The organism is Dysosmobacter sp. Marseille-Q4140 (assembly GCA_018228705.1).
In the GTDB taxonomy this organism is placed as follows: domain Bacteria; phylum Bacillota; class Clostridia; order Oscillospirales; family Oscillospiraceae; genus Oscillibacter.
Genome location: CP073694.1, coordinates 527,140 through 546,206 on the forward strand (window position 1 = coordinate 527,140; position 19,067 = coordinate 546,206).

Sequence of the window (19,067 nt, forward strand, 5' to 3'; positions counted from 1 at the left end):
AGGCTGAATATGACAATTCTCAGAAACTGCAGGCTGATTGCCGATCTCACCGAGGGCTATGAGGGTGAGTACGGAGATATCGCCTATGAAAACGGAATCATTGAAGGAATCTATCCCGTGGGCAAAGCCCCGATGCCGGAGGGCGCGGAAGTACTGGACATGAAGAATATGACGGTCCTGCCTGGGCTCTTCGATCTCCACATGCACGCGAATTTTGACAGAATGATCGTCGAACAGATTGCCATACGCACGCCGGAGCAGAGCCTGGTGGACGGCATCGACTATGTGCAGGACTACCTGCGCAACGGCTACACCTTCCTGCGGGACTGCGGCATCGCCTACTGGGGCGGGCGCTATATCCGGGAGGTCTTTGACCGGGGTCTGGCCATCGGGCCGCACTATATCTTCTCCGGTGCCTGCAACAGTCCCCGGGCTCCCGGAAATGCGCAGTTCGGCCCTGTCTACCGGGAGTTCGACGGTCCCCAGTACGCCCTGGAGGTCTGCCGGGACGACGTTGCCCACGGCGCCAGCTTCGTTAAGTACATGGTCACCGGTGCCATGATGAACGAAGGGGGCGACCCTCAGGCAATGCTCTGCACCCGGGAGGAACTGCAGGCCATGGTGGACGGCGCCGCTGCCTGCGGCACCTATGTGGCCGCCCACTGCCACGGCAAACCGGGTATTCTCGCCTGCATTGAAACCGGAGTTTACACCGTGGAACACAGCACCTATCTGGATGACGAGTGCATCGAGGCTTATCTGAAGGCCAACGGCAAAACCGTCATCATCCCCACGCTGGGCGTCATGCACGGAATTCTCACCGACCAAACCGGTGCTGTGCCGCAGTATATGAAAGACCGCACCGGCAAGATCTTTGAAAACCTCTGCGTGAATCTGGCAAAGGCCTACCGGGCAGGCGTCCTGGTGGGCTGGGGCAGCGATGCCGACCGGACCAGCTTTGACCGTTATCCGGGACTGGAGTTCATAGCCCGCAAGGCCCTGGGCCTGTCGAACATCGAGCTTCTGCGTCAGGCAACCGTCAACAGTGCCAAGATCGCAGGCGTGCTGGACAAAGCCGGCACGATCAAGGCCGGAAAGTGGGCCGACTTCTGCGTGGTGGACGGCAAGCCCGATGAGGACATCGATGTCATGACCAAGCTGCCGGCCCATGTCATTGTCGGCGGAAAACGCGCCGTGTAACGGCCGGTACAGGAGGGAATCACATGAAAACGAGAAAATATGTACTCATAGCCGTCATGACCCTGAGCACACTGTGCTATACGTATCCGTACCTCAGCTCCACGTTCTACACGCAGTTTATGGAGGCCTTCGGGCTCACCAATGCCCAGGTGGGAAATCTGATCGCCATGTTCGGCCTCACCGCGGTCCCCGGCTACCTCTTCGGCGGCCTGCTGGCTGACCGGTTCAGCCCCAAGAAGCTGGTCATCATCTCCCAGCTTCTGACGGCTGTCATCGGCCTTTGCATCTGCTTTCTGCAGGGGTACACGATTCTGCTCATCTGCTACCTGGCACTGGGTGTCTCCACCACCTTCATCCACTGGTCCGCTTTTCTCAAACTTATCCGGGCGCAGGGTACCGACGCTGATGAGGGCAAGATCTTCGGCTTCTTCGAGACCTGCAGTGCCGCAGTGAGCATCATCTGCTCCTACGGCATTCTGGGAATCCTGGGCAACCTCCCCAGCTTCCGCATCGTGCAGGCCATCTACGCTGTGATCCTGATTATCGTGGCTGTCGTCATCGGGCTTTTCGTCAAGGATGCGGATGTACGGGGCGTGAGCTCTGACAGATTCCGGATCAGCATGGCCGGTAAGGCCCTGCGCCATCCCGTCACGTGGATCAACGGCTTCATCGTCATGGGACTTTTCATGGCCTTGTCCTGCAGCACCTATCTCAACCCCATGCTCTCTGAGAACTACGGTATGAATGTCACCGTGGCAACAGGCTATTCCATCTACAACCGCTACGTGGCCCGGGTTCTGCTGGCCACCGCAGGCGGTCTGCTGCTGGACAAGCTGAAGACGCCGAAATTCCTCAGCATCTTCTCGGTTGCCATGATGGTGGTTCTCGGCGGCCTCATCGCCGTGCCCATGGACAGCAGCCTCATGGTGCTGGCCTTTATCCTCTGCATTCTCTTCTCGTCCATGCTGGGTAGCACGCGAAGCGGCATGTACACCCCCATTCCGGAAGCCAAGATGCCCATGAGCATCACCGGTACGGCAATGGGCATCTGCTCCGCCATCGGCTACTCCTCCGACCTTTGGCTGTACACGCTGTGCGGCAAGTGGCTGGACCAGTATGGCAGCGCGGGATATCACTACATCTGGATGCTCACCATCGGGGCCATGGCGCTGGTGGTCGTCTGCTGCGTGCTGCTGCATCTCTATGAGAAAAAGTACGTAAAAGCGTAAATCAGTGCCCCATGCTCCGCTCTCCACGGGGCATGGGACACAGGAAAAGGAATCAGGATCATGAACATCATAGACTACCTTGCATTTGCCATCACCCTGGTCCCGGTGGTAATCATCGGCTGGTTATCTGCCAGGCGCTCCCATCGGGACAACACCAGCCGCGAATTCCAGCTGGCCGGCAAGGGGATCAACAAAATTCAGGCCGGTTTCTCCATGGCCGCCACGGATTTCGGCGGGAGCGGCCTGGTGGGGGCCATCGGGACCTGTTACCTCTCCGGCATGAGCGGCGCATGGTGGAACCTGGCTGCGGCTCCGGCTTTCCTGCTCATCGGACTCCTGCTGGCCCGCAGCCTCAACACCATGGGCAGCGCGACCCTTCCCGAGTACCTGGGCAAACGCTACTCCCCCGCCGTCAAGTACATCACCTGCATCATGCATGTGTGCACCTCGGTGGCCACGCTCTCCGTACAGTTCACCGTCTCCTGTACGGTGCTGCACGTGCTCTCCGGACTGGACCTCACCCTCTCCCTCATCATCAGCATGGCCCTGGTGGTCCTGCTGACAAGCGGCGGACTGCGCAGCGTGGTGAATACCGACTCCGTGCTCTTCGTCATTATCGTACTCTCCGTGCTCATCGCCGTGCCGGTGACGCTGAGTGCCGGCGGCGGCTACACCAACATCACAGAGCGGCTGCCCGAGGGCTTTCTGCGCATGGACGGTCTGGGCTTCTGGACACCGATGAGCTGGGTTCTCATGTGCGCGCTCTCCTACTCCACCAACCAAAACTACGTGCAGCGGATGGTCTCCTCCCGGAATGAAGGTACAGCCGTATTCGCCGCTGTGTTTACCGCAGGCTTCTACGTGGTCATCTCTGTGGCGCTGGGGCTCATCGGCGTGGCGGCTTCGGTCCTGCTGCCCGGCATTGAAGACACGAACACCGTTTTCCCGGAGGTGCTGGTAAACTTCTTCCCCCACGGCCTGTTGGGCCTGGGCCTTGCTGGCGTGTTTGCCGCCACGATCTCCACCGGCACCAGTATTCTGCACGCCGTCTCCACCCTTATTGTCAACGACATCTGGAAGCCCACCTGCGGGCGCAACAGCTCCGACAAGGCACAGCTTCGCCTCATGCGGGCGCTGGTCTATATCACCGCTGTGTTCAGTCTGGGCATCTCCCTGCTCTCCAGCAACATTATCGACGTGTGCTATGTGGGAGGCCTCTTCTACTCCGTATCCGCTTTCCTGCCCATGGTGTTCGGCCTGCACAGCAAGTTCGTGACAAAGCGCGCCGCCCTGGCCAGTATCCTGGTGACGGTGGTACTGAGCCTGTTCTGGGAGTATTTTCCGCAATTCCGTCCGGCTGCATTCGCTTCCCTTCCCTCCAATGTATTCGGCCTGGTGGTAAGCCTCGTGGTCATCCTGGCGGTCTCTCTTCTGGACAAGGGCGCCCGCAGGGAGTTGTCTGCCGAAATCTAACATCTCGTTTTCACAGGGCCGTTGCCTTTTCAGCAGCACGCGCGGGAAATTCCCCAAGGGCCCCGGCGGAAAAATCTTATGCCCGCTTCTGTCGGCAGGAAAACAGCCGCAAGCTATTTTGCGATGGCTTGCGGCTGTTTTGATGCTGCCGGGATTCAGGGATGCGCTTCTTCTGCAAATTCAATACTTCGCATCTGAGCGATGGGGACCCGGGACCGGTCCGCCATTTGAATGACCTGCTCCGTCAGGTCCATCTTCCGCGCGACACCGCGGATGGTCACGTAGGCGCCCCCCGCTTTCCGGCTGTCCGGCACAAAGTAGGTGATGGCCACCTCCGGCCGCTCCTCCAGACGATCCCGGAGGATACACAGCTGCCGGTTGAGATGCTCCCGTTCGTCCTCCTCCAGGTCCGTCCAGGCGGCGGTCTCCCGCTCTCTCTCTGCAATGGCAGCCCCGTGTCCGGTCAGTGCGGCAAAGGGAGAAAATTGGGCTGCCCGGTCATGCATGGACATCCGGGGGTGCTTCTGGGACATGGGATGGGGCAGGTCGATGATGTCGTCGTAGGGTCCTCTCATGCCTTGTGGCCTCCGATCTGGTGATTTCGCTCTTTTGCCGTGGCGCCATCCTCCAGACTGGAGGCCTTCAAGATGGCGTTCTTGCCGAATTTCTGTTTGATACCCAACACCGCTTTCTGGATCCGCCGTTCTTTCTCCAGGGCGGTGTCTTCCTCCTCCGCCGCTTTCTCCAAAGCTGTGTAGTCGGTGAAGAGGTCCAGCTGCTGCGGAACTTCGCGTTTTTTCGCGGCACTCTCCTCCACCAGCTTGTTGGCCCCGATGGTGATACGCCGGATGGTGAGTTTCGGGTCCACGCATTTCTCATATAACTCCAGAACCGCCCCGGTAATCAGCTTTTCCGACGAGGTCTGCCGGTGGAGATTGGCGGTGCCGTGGGCGTGCTTGGGAATCCTCCGGCCGTACAGATCCGTCTTTGTCTCTCCCTGGTACCGGCCGCTGTCGATGTTTTCCCGGTCGTAGCCGATTGTCAGCTCCAGCTGGTCTGTCACCAACCCCTTCTCCAGAAGGTCCAGGGAAACCATCTCCGCCATCTCCCGTACCACCAGCTTGGCCTTGTCATAGGGATAGGGATACTGCAGCACCTGGCCGGAGCAGAGGCAGCGGTTTTCCGGGCGGTAGGCTTTGACGTCGGCGATGGTGCAGGGCTCCCAGCCCCAGGCGTGGTCGACAAGCAGTTCCGCGTTGACGCCGAAGAGCTTGTAGAGCAGGTCCTCATTGTAGTGGTCTGTGGACTTTCCAATAGACAGCGGGCAATATCCCCCATGGTGTAGAGTCCCTGGGCCTCCAGCTTCCGGGCGTATCCTTTCCCCACTCTCCAAAAATCCGTTAAGGGCCGGTGATTCCAGAGCAGCTGCCGGTAGGTCCTCTCATTGAGCTGGGCGATCCGGACGCCGTTCTTGTCCGGCTTGATGTGTTTCGCCATGATGTCCATGGCAACTTTACAAAGGTACAGGTTGGGGCCGATTCCGGCTGTAGCGGTGATGCCCACAGTGTGCAGCACATCCAGGATGATGGTTCGGGCCAGCTCCCGGGCCGTCATATGGTAGGTGTCCAGGTAGTTGGTGACGTCCATCATCACCTCATCAATGGAATAGACAATCATATCTTCCTGAGACACGTATTTCAGGTACACTTCGTGAATGCGGGTGCTGTATTGGATATAGAGAGCCATTCTGGGGGGCGCCACGATGTAGTTGAGGCTCTCCTCTGGGTGAGCCTGGGTCACAATATTGTCATAGCCACCATGAAGAAGGACATGGCCTGGGACCTGTCGGCGGCGCTCCGCATTAACGGCCTCTACCTTTTGGATGACCTCGAACAGCCGGGCTCGTCCCGGGATACCGTAGGATTTCAGGGAGGGGCTGACAGCAAGGCAGATGGTTTTCTCCGTTCTGGAGGCATCCGCCACCACCAGATTCGTGGTCATGGGGTCCAAGCCCCGCTCCATGCACTCCACGGAGGCGTAGAAGGACTTCAAGAAAAGCCGAATTCGGCTTTTTTTGAATAATGCCGAGGAAAAAGAAATGCCGATATAATTTAGAAAAGGTTGAAATACAAGAGGAATTCAAGTAAATATCGGCATTACCTGTTATACTTGGAACACCAAATATAACAGGGGGTGTATGCTTTGCAAAGGATAGAAGATGCAGTAAACGGAGTGCTGGAGGCTATGCGCCAGCGGGGAGTCAGCGAATACAGTCTAAAATGTATACGTTGGAGTGTCTACCGTCGCATTGTCGTTTGGCACCACACGCATGACACAGACATCTGCTCTTATGAGCTTTTGAGCAGCCTGTGTGAACTACAACGAATCCGATATGAACACGGAGAAATAAGCAGGAAATTTTACAGGGCATTTGTAATAGCAGCTTTTCGCATCCGCTCTTATGTGGATATTGGGAAAGTCGATTTTTCCATAGTAAAAGACACAAAGTATTACAAGCCCGGCAAAGAATATCAAGAACTCGTTGATTCCATTTTTAAAGCAAGTGGATTGACAGAGGGCTCTCAATATAAGCTTTCACTTCTGTGTTAAGTTACCGCTGGTCAAATTGAAATCAGAATGTTAATTCCCGTAACGGATTTGTCCTACCACTTGAATGGAAATAATAATTCAACTAAATTGGTACCTACAAATTCGGCGGCATCAGCACCTGGCCCTATGAGACGGAGTCATAGACTCGGAAATAGAGAGTCTAAGCACATATGACCCCATCAAAAACTGCATCGCTGAGTCAAAGAATACAAGGGACTGGCCTCCGGCCAGTCCCTTTCTCCGTTTTGAAACAGGCCGCTATCAGAGCGGCACCTTTGCGTTCTTCAGCCAATCCTGGAACTCCTCCAGGGTGATGACCTCCCGGTCGCATTTCTTTTTCATCTCTCTGGCCTGTTCGCTCCAGGCGTAGAACTGCTCGTCGGTGATACGGCCGGCCTTGATCCAGGCAAAGCGTTTCTTGTACTCCTTGCGGTAGGCCTTGAACACCGGATCGTCAGACTGTTTCTTGGTCCACTGCTGGAAGGCCCCGGCCTCCCGGCAGGTCTGCTGGCCGGAGGCCACCGGGCGCTCGCAGTACTCCGCGCTGACCCGGCCTGTCTGGGGGAACCACCGTCCGCAGTTCTTGCACCGCCGGACGGTGATCCCGCGCTCCACACAGCTGCGCAGGGAGTAATCGATCATATCCGAAATGTGGAGGGGATACAGGACTGGCGAGCACCGCCCCGGCTCCACCGGTTCAAAGCTGAGGGGGATGGGCCGGAAGGAGAACAGAGACGGGTCCTTGGGCGCATCGTAGAGATAGTGGGCCGATGCCTGCTGCTGGGGATCGCGCCCCGCCTTGTCCACATCCAAAACGAGATCAAAGAAACGCTGTACCTGCTGCTGATACAGTGGGAGCTGCTTCGGAAGGCTCTGCAGCTCCTCCAGCATCTGCTGATCCTCCCTGCTTCCCCGGTCCTGGGTGATCCCCATTCGTCCAAACCGCTCAAACCAGCGCACATACAGAAGATGCAGGTAGATATGCCGGCTCCCAAGGTCACCCAGGTCCATCAAGGTACGGACCCCAGCATCTCTATCATCCCTATCGATCAGAAGGGACCAATTCTCATAAGCCCGCCGCAGCAGGGGCTCCAGCTCCTTACAGTCCGCCTCCAGAAAAGACAGCAGGCTCTCCAGGAACGGGAATTCCTCGTAGGTCGAGGGAACGCCCTGAACCCCGTGGCTATCAAATTGGAAAACCTCTTTTTTCTCAGAGAAGTACATCTTGGCATACCACATGTCGGCGTCCTCCGAAATAGACAATCATAAATTATTTTTAAGATAGTCTTGACAGCGGCTGGAAATCATGTTACGATACAGTTGAAAAGGAGCTGTCAAAATAATCTTACAATAGTCTAACACCCGCAAATCCGATTGTCAACGGGGAATTGGTCCCAAACATTCGGAACGGCACCTTGAAAACCGAATACCCATCATCAGAGACGATACTCCCCAGAGAAGTAATGCCAGGACGCCGTCATAGAAGGAGCGGTCGAGCATACCAAGGGGAAGAAAACGCTGTGTTGGTCAAACAAGGCCGCAGGGCAGGAACGGGTATGGTGCATGGCCAGACAGATCTAAAAAGACAGCTCCTGCAAAAAAGACCGCCGAACTGCTGCAACAGTTCAGCGGCCTGCCGCGTTTCGGAAAACACAGCCTGATCTGTGTCCCAGTTTAACAGAGAGACCTCCGAAACGCAAGAAATTTTTTCTCTGAATTTGAAACACCGGAGGTACTAAGCATTGAAACTGTCTGTCTACAAGTCCTACGACGATCTGCCCCTGTTCCTCAACGCCAGGATGGTGGCGCAGGTGCTGGGCGTGTCCATCTCCACCGCCTACGAGCTGCTCAATGACCCCGGCTTCCCCACGCTGCGGGTGGGGAGCCGTATGGTAGTTCCGAAAGAGAAGTTCATTCAGTGGGCGGAGGGACAGTCGGGAGGTGCCAAATGAGAAAACAGCACTGGCCCAAGCGGGATCCCATCAAGAACTACTTCCCCCTCCCCAACGAGATCTTCTCCCTGGGACTGTCCGCCGGGGCGATCGCAGTCTACGGATTTCTCCTCCATCGGGAGGACCGGAGGACCTACCAGTGCGTGGCCAGCTACCGGACCATCGGAGAGGCGGTGGGGATGAGCGTCAACACGGTGCGCAAGTATGTGACCGAACTGGAGGATCGGGGCCTGATCCGGACGGAGCGCACCACCGTCACCACCCGGGACGGCCGCACCCTCAACGGCTGTCTGCGTTACTACATCCTGCCCATCCAGATGTCCATCGAACAGTTCTATGAGCGGCAGCTCCACGTAGCTGACCTGGCGCTGGAACGACAGAGAGCGGAGCAGCGCATGGCGGCGCTGGAGAGAAAGGAGCGTGCATCCGGATGCTGATGCAGATGATCGACTGCCTGATCGAGCAGGACCCATCTCTGTCAGCACGGCGCACCATAGACATGCGGCGGCACATCGTCAACAGGTGGAACCGTACGCACGAGGAACCTATCGACGAAGATGCGGTAGCCCTGTTCCTCTGCGATGAGAACCGCGGAACCCTGACAGATGAGCAAAGAATCTTTGCAAGGGAGTGCCGTGAGGAGATCAAGGCCTGCTATCGAAATGCGGTGTTCCAGATGTTTCAGTGTGGCGAGATGATGCGCCGGCATCTGGTGTCCGGGCCGGAGGAATACTGCCGGATCTTTCTGCCGCAGTACGCCGTTCCCTGCAGCAAGCGACTCTCCCCGTGTAGCGGCCTGTGAGGGGGTGTGTGCCTCGATTTCAGGAGGGGCAGAGACCCTGCCCCTCTCGGCGGTTTCGGGGCGGATTTGGCCCGTTGTTCCACCGCTGTGGAGGAGGCCTATCCGGGGAATTTGCCGCCCCATAACTGGTTTACGGAGGACGAAAGGAAAAGCAGCCGGCTATGTGTTTGTCAAGCAAAAAATATACAGGTAAAGTGAATGCTTGCGAGATGAAAAACGGTGCAGAAAGCCGGACCCACTTTGAGTGGGCCTGGACAGAGACAATGCCCCTCCGTTACGCCACAACAGGCATAACAGGCACATAGGCCTTGTTGTCCCGCATAATGGCATAGATGACAGCGGTCATCTTTTTTGTCACATGGCCAATGATGTTCATGTAGCGCAGCCCCTCGGAAGCTTTTTTCTCATAATATGCCTTGAACATGGGATCACGCTGGACCGCGATCATAGAGGCCATCCAAACTGCTCTGCGTAAATAGGGGGAGCCTCGCTTGGACATATGGACATGTGAACCCACAAATTCACCGGATTGGTTTACAGCCGGGTCTACGCCTATATACGCAGCCAGCTTATCTGCGGATGAGAACCGGGAGATGTCACCGATCTCGCTGAGGATCGTGGCCGCCAGGAGCGTACCGACGCCGGGGATCGTGGTGAGTGTCGTGTCAAACTGCAGAAGCAGTTCATTGATTTGCCTTTCCAGTGAACTGCAAGTTTCCAGCAGAGTATGGATCTGTTCCAAGAACAGCTGGATCAGAGTGGAGTAGACACCCTCACAATCCGCAACACCAAAGCTGCCGTGAGCCAGTTCTTTGATTTCGCGAGCCTTCCACTCTCCAAACCGCCCATTGCTGCTCTTTTGGAGTACTTCGGTCAGCTTTCCCAACTGGGCCCTGGACAACTTATCCGGCGTGGGATATTTCGCCAGCACAGCCAGGGATGTCTTGCAAAAGACGGAATCAAACAGTGTTTCATACTCTGGAAAGACACGGTCCAGGATCGCAACGGTCTTCCGTTTCAGATCGCTGGCCATGTCCATCAGGTAAGCGCGGTTGCGGCACAGTTCCTTCAGTGCCAACAGTTTTTCTTGTGGAATATCGCTGGCTGCGTAGCGGCCAAAGCGGATGACCTCCGCAATAACCAGAGAGTCCTTTGCATCAGTTTTTGATTTGCGGAGAAACATCTCCCGCATGGTGTGTGTCTGGATGGGGTTCAGTATAATGACCTGGTGACCATCTTTCTTGAGACGAGTGTACAGGGCTAACCAATAGTGAGCGGTAGACTCCATAGCAAAGATGAACTGACTCTTGAGGTTGGTCAGTTTCCCAAGCCGCTCCATCATGCGGTTGTATCCGGTGCAGGTATTGGAAATGCGAAACCCTTTGCACACCACCTGCCCCGCTGAGGTAATGACCGTGACCTCGTGATTCCGCTTGGCTACATCGATCCCGACGATAAACATCCCACCACATCCTCAAGTCATAGTGACAGGCAGTCCTCATGTTTCTTACAAGTCATACCCTGCTTCGATATCGGCGGAGGACAAGTGTTCCCGCATCCGGCTCATAAATGAAATCTTGTAAGAGCGAGGCCGCACGCTGCTTAAAGCGGATATACCGCAAGGAGAAAAGAAGCGGTCCTCTGCCTGCATGAGGCGATTATATCATCACCCAACCGGGTGTTGATACCAAGGTTTAGCATGCAGAATTTCTGCATAGATACACAGCTTTTGACCACAGCCAAAGTATAGCAGGAGAAAGCCCTGGCGCTTTTATGGCGCCTGGGCGGTCACTTCCGCCCGCAGTGCGGGCGGTTTCAGGGGTTGGAGTTGGCGCTGTTCCGACCAACCCGATTTGAGATTGGCGCTGTTTTTTCTCAAAAGCCGCCTGAATCCCCGCTGTGACAGGCTTTCGGGCGGCGCTGATGCAATAAAGAGAGGATTTTGAATTTGAAAAAGGAAAATAAGAAACATTCTGTCTGGCTCAGTGAATCCGCCTGGACCGAAGTGGAATCGCGCTACCAGCAAGATAACTGCTCCACCAGAAATGAATTTATCGAAAAGGCCATCCGTTTCTACTCCGGTTACCTGGACGCAGAATCTGCCGATGAATACCTGCCGCGGGTCCTCGCCGATGTGCTGGAGGGTAAGCTGGGAGCCCTGGGCAAACGGATGGGACACCTGCTGTTCAAGCTGTCGGTGGACCAAAATCTCATGGGGAATATCCTGGCTGCCGACATAGAGATTGACCCGGATCAGCTGCGGAAAGCTCGCGTCCGCTGTGTCAAAGAGGTGAAGGAGACCAACGGTGAGATCAGCTTCGAAGACACGGTCCGTTACCAAAAGGGGGCTGAGTGATGCCGGGGTTGATCCAGAAGTCGGGCTACATCAAGCCGGGAAACGGCGGCGGTCACTACGCCGAATACATCGCCACCCGGGAGGGCGTGGAGTTGATCGAGGCTCCATCCCCCTCCCATGACGGCGGCGGCTACCTGGAATACATGGCCCAGCGCCCCCGCTCTCACGGTCTGTTCTCCGCCGACGGTCCCGCCGATCTGGAGAAAACCATGGAGAAGATCAACGGGCATACCGGGCCGGTGTGGACCTTCGTCTACTCTTTGAAGCGGGAGGATGCCCACAGGCTGGGCTACGAGAACAGTGAGAGTTGGCGCAGATTATTGCTGGCTCATCAAACAGAATTGGCGACAGCGATGAAAATTCCGCCAAGCAATTTTCGTTGGTGTGCCGCCTTCCACGACGAAAAGCACCACCCTCACATCCACATGATGGTCTGGTCGACGGATCCAAAGCAGGGGTATCTCACGGAAAAAGGGATCGAACAAATGCGCTCCCAGCTGTCCAATGAGATCTTCCGGGACGAGCTGCTGTCTCTCTACCAGAAAAAAGATCTGTCCTACAGCCAAGTGCGGGATGCGGCGATGGAGGCCATGGGGCGGCTCATTCGGGAGATGGAGACAGGCCTGTGCCACAGTCCGGTCATCGCGGAGCAGATGGAGACGCTGGCCGGAATGCTGGAGGGGCACAAGGGCAAAAAGGTCTACGGCTACCTGAAAAAGCCGGTGAAGGCGCAGGTGGACGCCATCGTGGATGAACTGGCCAAGGTCCCGGAGGTGACAGAATGTTATGAACAGTGGAATCAACTCCGTGATGAACTGGAGCGTTACTACAAGGATTCACCCAGAGAGCGTCTGCCCCTCTCCCAGCAGAAGGAGTTCAAAGCCATCAAAAACATGGTCATCCGGGAGGCGGAACGACTCCGGCTTGGCACGGTTACCTTCGAGGATGCACGCATGAGAGATGAAGTCGATGAGGACCAGGATGCGGTGTACTTCGCATGGAACTCCAACTGGCGGATGGCTGAGGTCTACCAGAGCGCCAAGGAGGTACTGGAGGAGTACGAAAATCCAGAGGAGGAAAAAGCGGAACAGGTGCAGGTGCTGGAGCAGCTCTGGCAGAGAGGGTTCTCCCTGGCCGCCTACCAACTGGGCAAGTGCTGGCGGGACGGGCGGGGCGTTCTCCCCGATGACCAGCAGGCGGAACTGTGGTTCCGGCGGGCGGCGGACGCGGGATATGACTTCGCTCAGTACGCACTGGGAAAGTTCCTGCAAAGCCAAAAGAGAACGGATGAGGCGGTATCCTGGTATGGGAAAGCGGCGGCGCAGGGGAACTCCTGCGCCGCCTACCGCCTGGGAAAGCTGTATCTGGAAGGAAAAGATGTCCCGAAAGACGTGCACAAAGCGGTAGACTACCTGACGTTCTCCGCCGAACAGGGCAACCAGTACGCCCAGTACGCTCTTGGAAAACTGTACCTTGCCGGCCAGGATGTCAAACAGGATCGGGAGCAGGCCTGGGCGTATTTCTATGAATCGGCAGAACAGGGAAACGAGTACGCCGCCTTTTTGGGGGAGCACTTCGATCAGGCGCACAGGCCCAATGTGTTCCTGTCGGCCACCCGACTGCTCCACCATCTGAGTCAGATCTTTCGTGACAACTCGGTGCCCCCTGCCGCCCCGGTAGGACAGCAGGTGGACCGAAAGCTGCGGAGGAAAATCCGGGAAAAGAAGATCGCCATGGGCCACAAGCCGGACGATCATGAGGAAGCTCCCCGGCAGGACATGGGCGGCATGACCATGGGGTGGTAGCAATCGCCAACGAAACCGCAGTAAAAAATGCTGTTGAATTTTACAGCAGATCGAGGTATACTAAGGGCAAGAAAGGGGCTGAATACCATGCCGAACATCAAACCCATCTCTGATCTGCGTAATTACACGGAGGTTCTGCATGACGTGGCAGTTGGCGCTCCGGTTTTTCTGACGAAGAATGGCCGGGGCCGCTACGCCATCGTGGACATGCAGGACTATGAGCGGACACAGGCCACCCTCCGGCTGATGAACGAACTGGCCAAGGGCCGCAAGTCCGGGGAGGAAAAGGGCTGGTTGACGCTGGAGGCCGTAGAGAAACATCTCGGAATCGCAGATGAATAACCTGCATTTATCCGACGAGGCGCAGGCTGATTTGGCCGGGATCAAGTCCTATATCGCAAAGAATTTGGAAAATCCCAGCGCGGCGGTCTCCACGGTACGGAACATCACAAAGGACATCCGCAGATTGCGGGAGCACAGTCTGATTGGTACGTCCCTGTCCTCGATTGCCGATGTCGAGAGTGACTATCGTTTCCTGGTGACCGGCAGTTACCTCACTTTTTACCGAGTTCTTGACAACGATGTCTATGTGGATCGTGTGCTCTACGGCCGCCGGGATTATCTTCGCATCCTCTTTGGAGATGTGCAGGACGACGAAACAAACGAATAGAGACAATCTTCTCCATAGGGAGAAACGATTTGTCACCGGAACCGTCTGCAGAGATGCAGGCGGTTTTTTCTATGGCAGGCATATCAAAATCTGGACCGCAATACAAAGATAAATTCCTGCCCGCAGATGATAACTTTCTGAAAATAGTTGAAGTTTGGGGTGGCTATTGGGAGAAAGTTCGGGTATTGTGTGTTGCTGATAGGAGCCCGCAGGCTCCATGTATGCGAGCAACCGCGCGAAGCGAGGCGCTTGGCGAGTCGTAAAAGGAGGCGGCACACATGCGCGACACACTGGAAAATCTGTACTTTGGAAACATCACCCCCAATGATCAAATTGTCAAATCGGGGACTGCCCTGAAAAAAGCTATGGAGCAGTCAGCAGAGTGCGAGGAGAAACTCACCGCTCTGTTGGAGGACAAAGAAAAAACGCTGCTGCTCCGGCTTATCAACGCGGAGAATGAGATCGGCAGCACCATGGCCCTGGAAAACTTTATCCTGGGCTTCCGGTTAGGAGTACGCATGATCCTGGAGTCCCTGGACGAGGATGACGGCAGTCTGCTCGACCCCAATAAGGAGGGATAGCCTATGGCAAAACGCAGGCCGTCCGGCGACGGCATGGTCCGAAAGCGGGAGGACGGCCGCTGGGAGGGCCGCATCGTGGTGGGCCACAAACAAAACGGCGAGCCCATCTTCCGGTATGTCCTGGCAAAGACCCAGAAGGAACTGCTGGACAAGCTCCACCGGGACCTGGAGGCGTTTCAGGATGTGGAGCTCACCGAGGACAGCCGCATGACCCTGGGGGAATGGCTGGACCGGTGGATGGAGGACTACGGCGCGGCCACCCTGCGGCCCAACACCCTGCGGAGTTATGAGCAGTTCATCCGGTGCTACATCAAGCCCTATCTGGGGGATAAGATCGTCTCCCGGGTGACCCGCATGGACATCCAGAAGCTGTATCGAAAGCTGAAACACGAGGGCCGTGTTCATGAACACCCGGAGCACGGGCACGAGCTGTCGGACACCATGGTGCTCCGCATCCACGCCATGCTCCACCGGTGCCTGAAGGACGCGGAGGCGGCCCATGTGATCGCCCGGAACCCCACCGACGGGGCCGTGGTGCCCAAGGCCAACCATCGTCCCAAACAGATCCTCACAAAGGAGCAGATGGACACCTTCCTGACGGCGGTGGACCGCAGCGAGATCTGGAGGGACTTCTTCTACACGGAGCTGACCACCGGTCTCCGCCGGGGCGAGATCTGCGGACTCATGTGGCAGGACTTCGATGAGAAGGCCGGGACGCTGAAGATCCTCCGGTCGGTGAATGTCCCCAAGGCCGGGGAGCTGGAGATCGGCGAAACGAAGACCAGCCAGGGTCGGCGGACCATCCGTCTGCCGCCCAGTACCGTCCAGCGGCTGCGGGAGCGGAAACAGCACGCCGTCAGCCAGTGGATCTTCCCGGAACCTCTGGCTCCGGAGAAGCCGGTACGCCCCAGCGCCGCCTACTACTGGATGAAGCGGATCTTAAGAGAGGCGGGCCTGCCTGAGATTCGATTCCATGATTTAAGGCACACTTTTGCCACCCACGCTCTCACCAGCGGCGTGGACGCCAAGACCTTGTCCGGCATCCTGGGCCACACCAACGCCAGCTTCACCCTGGACACCTACACCCATGTGACTCCGGATATGCAGCAGGAGGCCAGCCACATCGTGGGCGGCTTTCTGGAAGATCTCCTGGGGAAGGACCTGAAACCGTGGCAGAGAGACCGGCCGGAAGGAGGTGCACGCCATGGGTAAGCGGCGGAAAAAGGGCGAGGGCTCCGTCCGCCAGCGGAAGGACGGCCGCTGGGAGGGCCGGGTGGTCATCGGCTACGACGAAAAGGGACTGCCCAGAACGAAAAACGTCCTGGCCAAAACGAAACGGGAGTGCCAGGAGAAGCTGAAGCAGCTCCGTGAAACGGTGACCGGCTCCAAGACGGAGAAGGTCCGGCCGGAGATGCCCTTCGGGGAGTGGCTGGACTTCTGGTATCAGAACTACGTCAAGCCCCAGATCCGCCCCACCACCCAGGCCAACTACGAGGCGAAGATCTATCAGCACATCATCCCGGAGCTGGGGAAGATCCCCTTGAACCAGCTGGCCCAAAAGGACCTCCAGCAGTTCTATGCCCGAATGAAAACGGGCGGGCGGCTCATCCGCACGGAGCAGTTCGGCAAAGGGCTGTCCGACTCCATGGTGCGCGGCCTCCACGCCGCCTGCCGGTCCGCTCTGGAGAAGGCCGTGCAGGAGGATCTGATCCGCACCAACCCGGCGGTGGGCTGCAAGCTGCCGCCCAAGCGGGGCCGGGAGATGCAGGTGCTGGGCCGGGAGGAGCTCCAGCGGTTCCTCATCCAGGCCCAGGCAGACGGTTATTTCGAACTGTTTCTTCTGGACTTATGTACCGGCCTGCGGCGGGGCGAACTGCTGGCCCTCCAGTGGGACGACCTGGATTTCAAAACCGGGGCCCTGACCGTGAATAAGCAGATCTACGAGGTGCGGGGACAGCTCCAGGTGAGCGTACCGAAGACACGTGCCTCCATCCGCAGGCTGGTCCTGCCGCTCGGCGTGGTGGAGGTACTGAGGCAGTACTGGGAAACAGTAAACTCCCGGTGGATGTTTCCCTCGCCGGTCAAAGAGGACGCTCCCATGACGCCGGGGGCGGTGCGTCGGCGGCTCCAGATCATTCTGGAGCGGGCCGGGTGCAAGAAAATCAGATTTCACGATTTACGCCACACCTTTGCCACCCTGTCCCTGGAGAGCGGCATGGATGTGAAGACTCTCTCCGCCATGCTGGGCCATGTGTCGGCGGCCACCACCCTGGATATCTACACCCATGTCACCGGGGACATGCAGACCGAGGCCGCGGCGAAGATCGACCGTGGGCTGGGCAACGAGGTACAGGAGGAATCCGTTCAGTCGGAACGGGACGCAGCCGAAGACTTCCAGCCGGTGCTGAGAAAAACCCGGAAGCCCGGCACCGGGTGTATCACCCAAATCAATGACCACCTGTTCGAAGGCCGCTACTCCCCCACCTGGCCGGACGGCACCAAGCATTCCAAATGCGTCTACGCCCACACCCGGGAGGAGTGCGAGGCGAAGCTGAAGGTGCTGATCCAGCAGATGAACGCAGAGCGGCAGGCCCTGCGGGACCAGGCTCGGGGCATCACTCCGCCGGATAAGCTCACCAAGACGCAGAAGAAAATCTGGACGTACATGAAATTCCACCCGGAGGTGACCAGCTTCCGAGCCATCGCCAGAGGCGCCGGGGTGACGAGGCATACGGCGGCGAAGTGGTATGAGATGATACGGGAGATGCTGGGGCGGGCGGCCTGAAACAAGGGAAGAGGCTGGTATCAAAGTGTGATACCAGCCTCTTCCTGTGATCCAGATGATCCGCTGCTCAGACCAATGTATCGTCCAGCAGGAAGTCCAAGACTCCAATATTAAGAACGCCGTTGTCATCGTACCAACGTTTCCGGATGTCGTGCCGGACGATGATCTTCGGAAAAGAGTCCCCCGTCAGGGAGAGCGGTCTGTTTTCCGTGACAGACTTTTCCTCCGTCCCAAGAGCGTAGGCGGATTGGATATAAGTCTTTTTTCCACCGGAAGTAGCAATGAAGTCGATCTCCCGTGCTACCGGGGTCAGTTTCCCTTTGGCGTTTCGCTCATTGCTGTACACGATCCCAATGTCCACTGCGCACTCCCGCACCATCAGTTCATTGAAAATGATGTTCTCCATGATGTGGGTCATCTCCTGCTGGCGGAAACCGATGCGGGCATTCCGCAAGCCGATGTCCTCACAGTAATATTTGTTGGGGTAATCGAAATAGTTTTTCCCCTTGACATCCCAGCGCTTGCACTCAGTAAAGAGGAACGCGTCCGCCAAGTGATCCATATACGCTTTCACAGTGTTGAGGGAGACCGTATTCTCGCCGCTCCGCTTCTGCCTGGAGTTGATGGTGTCCGCCACCCTGGTGGGGTTGGTCAGCGACCCCACTGAGGAGCAGAGCAGGTCCAGAATATCCGAAAGCACATCCTCCCGTTTGACCTTCTTGCGCTCCACAATGTCCTTCAAATAAACTTCGGAGAAGAGAGAACTCAGGTACTGCATTTTCGCCGTGTCAGTGGGGCGGGACAGGATCAGCGGCATCCCGCCGTAGAAGGCGTAATTTTCAAAAGCATCCTCCTTGTCCCCGCCCACAGCGGAGTAATACTCCGCAAAGCTGAGCGGATGCACCCGAATTTCGTCGCTGCGCCCCCGGAACTCGGTGAGGATGTCTGAGGACAGCATCCGGGAGTTGCTTCCGGTCACATAGATGTCCAGATTGGGCAGGGACTTCAAATCGTTGAGGGCGTCGTAGAAGGTGATCTTCTTCCCGTCCGGGTTATAGGGATTCGGCACTTCGTCCGACATCTGGATCTCGTCTACGAAAAGATAGAATTGCTCCCTCTGATTTTCAACGATCTCCCGGACACGATTTGCAAGCTCTAACGGATTCCGATACCGGATATCACGGGTCAGATCCAACTCAAAGGAGAGAATGTGATCTGCCGGAACGCCCTCCCCCAACAGATAAGTGCGGAACAGATTGCGGAGGAGGTAGGACTTTCCGCAGCGGCGGATGCCAGTGATGACCTTCACTTGTCCACCCCACATGAAGGATATGAGCTTGTTCAGATAGCGGTCCCGTTTGATCTCCATAGCGCCACACCTCACTGAAAACTTTTCGGATTTATCATACTACTTTTCAATAGAAATTATACAACTGCTTGCGCGCTGTGGCAAGTGATTTGTGCGGAGGTTTGTAATTTTGGACGTACATGAAGCTCTACCCCGACGTGACCAGCTACCGGGCCATCGCCAGAGGCGCCGGGGTAACAAGGCATACGGTGGCCAAGTGGTATGAGATGATACGGGGATACTGGGGGTGGGGAAT

17 protein-coding genes and 1 pseudogene are annotated in these 19,067 nt (G+C 57.0%); 13 read left to right on the forward strand and 5 right to left on the reverse strand.

The window, feature by feature from the left end:
* Positions 1-9 precede the first annotated feature (9 nt).
* Genes KFE19_02620 through KFE19_02630 form a run of 3 tightly spaced genes read left to right on the forward strand, consistent with a single transcriptional unit; the run spans position 10 to position 3,902 of the window.
* Entirely contained in the window at positions 10-1,200 is a 1,191-nt protein-coding gene (locus KFE19_02620) for an amidohydrolase family protein (protein ID QUO38429.1), read from the forward strand.
* Between the two features lie 23 nt (positions 1,201-1,223).
* Positions 1,224-2,429 (forward strand): MFS transporter, encoded by a 1,206-nt coding sequence (locus tag KFE19_02625; GenBank protein QUO38430.1) that lies wholly within the window; start codon positions 1,224-1,226, stop codon positions 2,427-2,429.
* Positions 2,430-2,489: 60 nt separating this feature from the next.
* Complete coding sequence (locus KFE19_02630) at positions 2,490-3,902, forward strand: sodium:solute symporter family protein (protein ID QUO38431.1); 1,413 nt, start codon at positions 2,490-2,492, stop codon at positions 3,900-3,902.
* A gap of 155 nt (positions 3,903-4,057) precedes the next feature.
* Here the strand turns inward: KFE19_02630 and KFE19_02635 are convergent, their stop codons facing one another.
* The 3 genes and pseudogenes from KFE19_02635 to KFE19_02645 all read right to left on the reverse strand — a co-directional run bounded on the left by KFE19_02635 (position 4,058) and on the right by KFE19_02645 (position 7,751).
* On the reverse strand, positions 4,058-4,477 hold the full coding sequence (locus KFE19_02635) for a hypothetical protein (GenBank protein ID QUO38432.1): 420 nt from the start codon (positions 4,475-4,477) through the stop codon (positions 4,058-4,060).
* Positions 4,474-5,924, reverse strand: a pseudogene (locus KFE19_02640) (DNA methylase). The gene KFE19_02635 and the pseudogene KFE19_02640 overlap by 4 nt, the downstream one beginning before the upstream one ends.
* Positions 5,925-6,773: 849 nt before the next feature.
* Positions 6,774-7,751 (reverse strand): hypothetical protein, encoded by a 978-nt coding sequence (locus KFE19_02645; protein QUO39502.1) that lies wholly within the window; start codon positions 7,749-7,751, stop codon positions 6,774-6,776.
* A gap of 503 nt (positions 7,752-8,254) precedes the next feature.
* On the opposite strand from KFE19_02645, the gene KFE19_02650 reads away from it, so the two are divergent.
* Genes KFE19_02650 through KFE19_02660 form a run of 3 tightly spaced genes read left to right on the forward strand, consistent with a single transcriptional unit; the run spans position 8,255 to position 9,266 of the window.
* Positions 8,255-8,464 (forward strand): helix-turn-helix domain-containing protein, encoded by a 210-nt coding sequence (locus KFE19_02650; GenBank protein QUO38433.1) that lies wholly within the window; start codon positions 8,255-8,257, stop codon positions 8,462-8,464.
* Positions 8,461-8,901: a helix-turn-helix domain-containing protein gene (locus KFE19_02655; GenBank protein ID QUO38434.1), complete on the forward strand. Its 441-nt coding sequence runs from the start codon at positions 8,461-8,463 to the stop codon at positions 8,899-8,901. Before KFE19_02650 ends, KFE19_02655 begins: the two co-directional genes overlap by 4 nt.
* The gene (locus KFE19_02660; GenBank protein ID QUO38435.1) at positions 8,895-9,266 is read left to right on the forward strand and encodes a hypothetical protein; all 372 of its coding nucleotides are present in this window, start codon (positions 8,895-8,897) and stop codon (positions 9,264-9,266) included. Before KFE19_02655 ends, KFE19_02660 begins: the two co-directional genes overlap by 7 nt.
* 274 nt (positions 9,267-9,540) lie before the next feature.
* On the opposite strand, the gene KFE19_02665 is transcribed toward KFE19_02660, so the two are convergent.
* On the reverse strand, positions 9,541-10,728 hold the full coding sequence (locus KFE19_02665) for an IS110 family transposase (GenBank protein ID QUO38436.1): 1,188 nt from the start codon (positions 10,726-10,728) through the stop codon (positions 9,541-9,543).
* A gap of 480 nt (positions 10,729-11,208) precedes the next feature.
* On the opposite strand from KFE19_02665, the gene KFE19_02670 reads away from it, so the two are divergent.
* From KFE19_02670 to KFE19_02700, 7 genes are all read left to right on the forward strand, one after another.
* Positions 11,209-11,622 (forward strand): hypothetical protein, encoded by a 414-nt coding sequence (locus KFE19_02670; protein ID QUO38437.1) that lies wholly within the window; start codon positions 11,209-11,211, stop codon positions 11,620-11,622.
* On the forward strand, positions 11,622-13,427 hold the full coding sequence (locus KFE19_02675) for an SEL1-like repeat protein (GenBank protein ID QUO38438.1): 1,806 nt from the start codon (positions 11,622-11,624) through the stop codon (positions 13,425-13,427). Before KFE19_02670 ends, KFE19_02675 begins: the two co-directional genes overlap by 1 nt.
* 87 nt (positions 13,428-13,514) lie before the next feature.
* Positions 13,515-13,769, forward strand: a complete 255-nt coding sequence (locus tag KFE19_02680; protein QUO38439.1) for a type II toxin-antitoxin system prevent-host-death family antitoxin — start codon at positions 13,515-13,517, stop codon at positions 13,767-13,769.
* A complete protein-coding gene (locus KFE19_02685; protein QUO38440.1) occupies positions 13,762-14,097 on the forward strand; it encodes a type II toxin-antitoxin system RelE/ParE family toxin in 336 nt (111 codons plus the stop codon). Before KFE19_02680 ends, KFE19_02685 begins: the two co-directional genes overlap by 8 nt.
* Positions 14,098-14,375: 278 nt before the next feature.
* Positions 14,376-14,678, forward strand: coding sequence for a hypothetical protein (locus KFE19_02690; GenBank protein QUO38441.1), 303 nt, complete (start codon positions 14,376-14,378; stop codon positions 14,676-14,678).
* 3 nt (positions 14,679-14,681) lie between these two features.
* Positions 14,682-15,890, forward strand: coding sequence for a site-specific integrase (locus tag KFE19_02695; GenBank protein ID QUO38442.1), 1,209 nt, complete (start codon positions 14,682-14,684; stop codon positions 15,888-15,890).
* Positions 15,883-17,463, forward strand: coding sequence for a site-specific integrase (locus KFE19_02700; protein ID QUO38443.1), 1,581 nt, complete (start codon positions 15,883-15,885; stop codon positions 17,461-17,463). The genes KFE19_02695 and KFE19_02700 overlap by 8 nt, the downstream gene beginning before the upstream one ends.
* 67 nt (positions 17,464-17,530) lie before the next feature.
* Here the strand turns inward: KFE19_02700 and KFE19_02705 are convergent, their stop codons facing one another.
* On the reverse strand, positions 17,531-18,832 hold the full coding sequence (locus KFE19_02705) for an ATP-binding protein (protein QUO38444.1): 1,302 nt from the start codon (positions 18,830-18,832) through the stop codon (positions 17,531-17,533).
* Positions 18,833-19,067: the final 235 nt, after the last annotated feature.

Bases quoted from the DNA above. Each gene is read 5' to 3' on its own strand.
- KFE19_02620 (QUO38429.1), top strand. From the start codon at position 10: ATGACAATTCTCAGAAACTGCAGGCTGATTGCCGATCTCACCGAGGGC.
- KFE19_02625 (QUO38430.1), top strand. From the start codon at position 1,224: ATGAAAACGAGAAAATATGTACTCATAGCCGTCATGACCCTGAGCACA.
- KFE19_02630 (QUO38431.1), top strand. From the start codon at position 2,490: ATGAACATCATAGACTACCTTGCATTTGCCATCACCCTGGTCCCGGTG.
- KFE19_02635 (QUO38432.1), bottom strand. From the start codon at position 4,477: ATGAGAGGACCCTACGACGACATCATCGACCTGCCCCATCCCATGTCC.
- KFE19_02645 (QUO39502.1), bottom strand. From the start codon at position 7,751: ATGTGGTATGCCAAGATGTACTTCTCTGAGAAAAAAGAGGTTTTCCAA.
- KFE19_02655 (QUO38434.1), top strand. From the start codon at position 8,461: ATGAGAAAACAGCACTGGCCCAAGCGGGATCCCATCAAGAACTACTTC.
- KFE19_02660 (QUO38435.1), top strand. From the start codon at position 8,895: ATGCTGATGCAGATGATCGACTGCCTGATCGAGCAGGACCCATCTCTG.
- KFE19_02665 (QUO38436.1), bottom strand. From the start codon at position 10,728: ATGTTTATCGTCGGGATCGATGTAGCCAAGCGGAATCACGAGGTCACG.
- KFE19_02675 (QUO38438.1), top strand. From the start codon at position 11,622: ATGCCGGGGTTGATCCAGAAGTCGGGCTACATCAAGCCGGGAAACGGC.
- KFE19_02680 (QUO38439.1), top strand. From the start codon at position 13,515: ATGCCGAACATCAAACCCATCTCTGATCTGCGTAATTACACGGAGGTT.
- KFE19_02685 (QUO38440.1), top strand. From the start codon at position 13,762: ATGAATAACCTGCATTTATCCGACGAGGCGCAGGCTGATTTGGCCGGG.
- KFE19_02690 (QUO38441.1), top strand. From the start codon at position 14,376: ATGCGCGACACACTGGAAAATCTGTACTTTGGAAACATCACCCCCAAT.
- KFE19_02695 (QUO38442.1), top strand. From the start codon at position 14,682: ATGGCAAAACGCAGGCCGTCCGGCGACGGCATGGTCCGAAAGCGGGAG.
- KFE19_02700 (QUO38443.1), top strand. From the start codon at position 15,883: ATGGGTAAGCGGCGGAAAAAGGGCGAGGGCTCCGTCCGCCAGCGGAAG.
- KFE19_02705 (QUO38444.1), bottom strand. From the start codon at position 18,832: ATGGAGATCAAACGGGACCGCTATCTGAACAAGCTCATATCCTTCATG.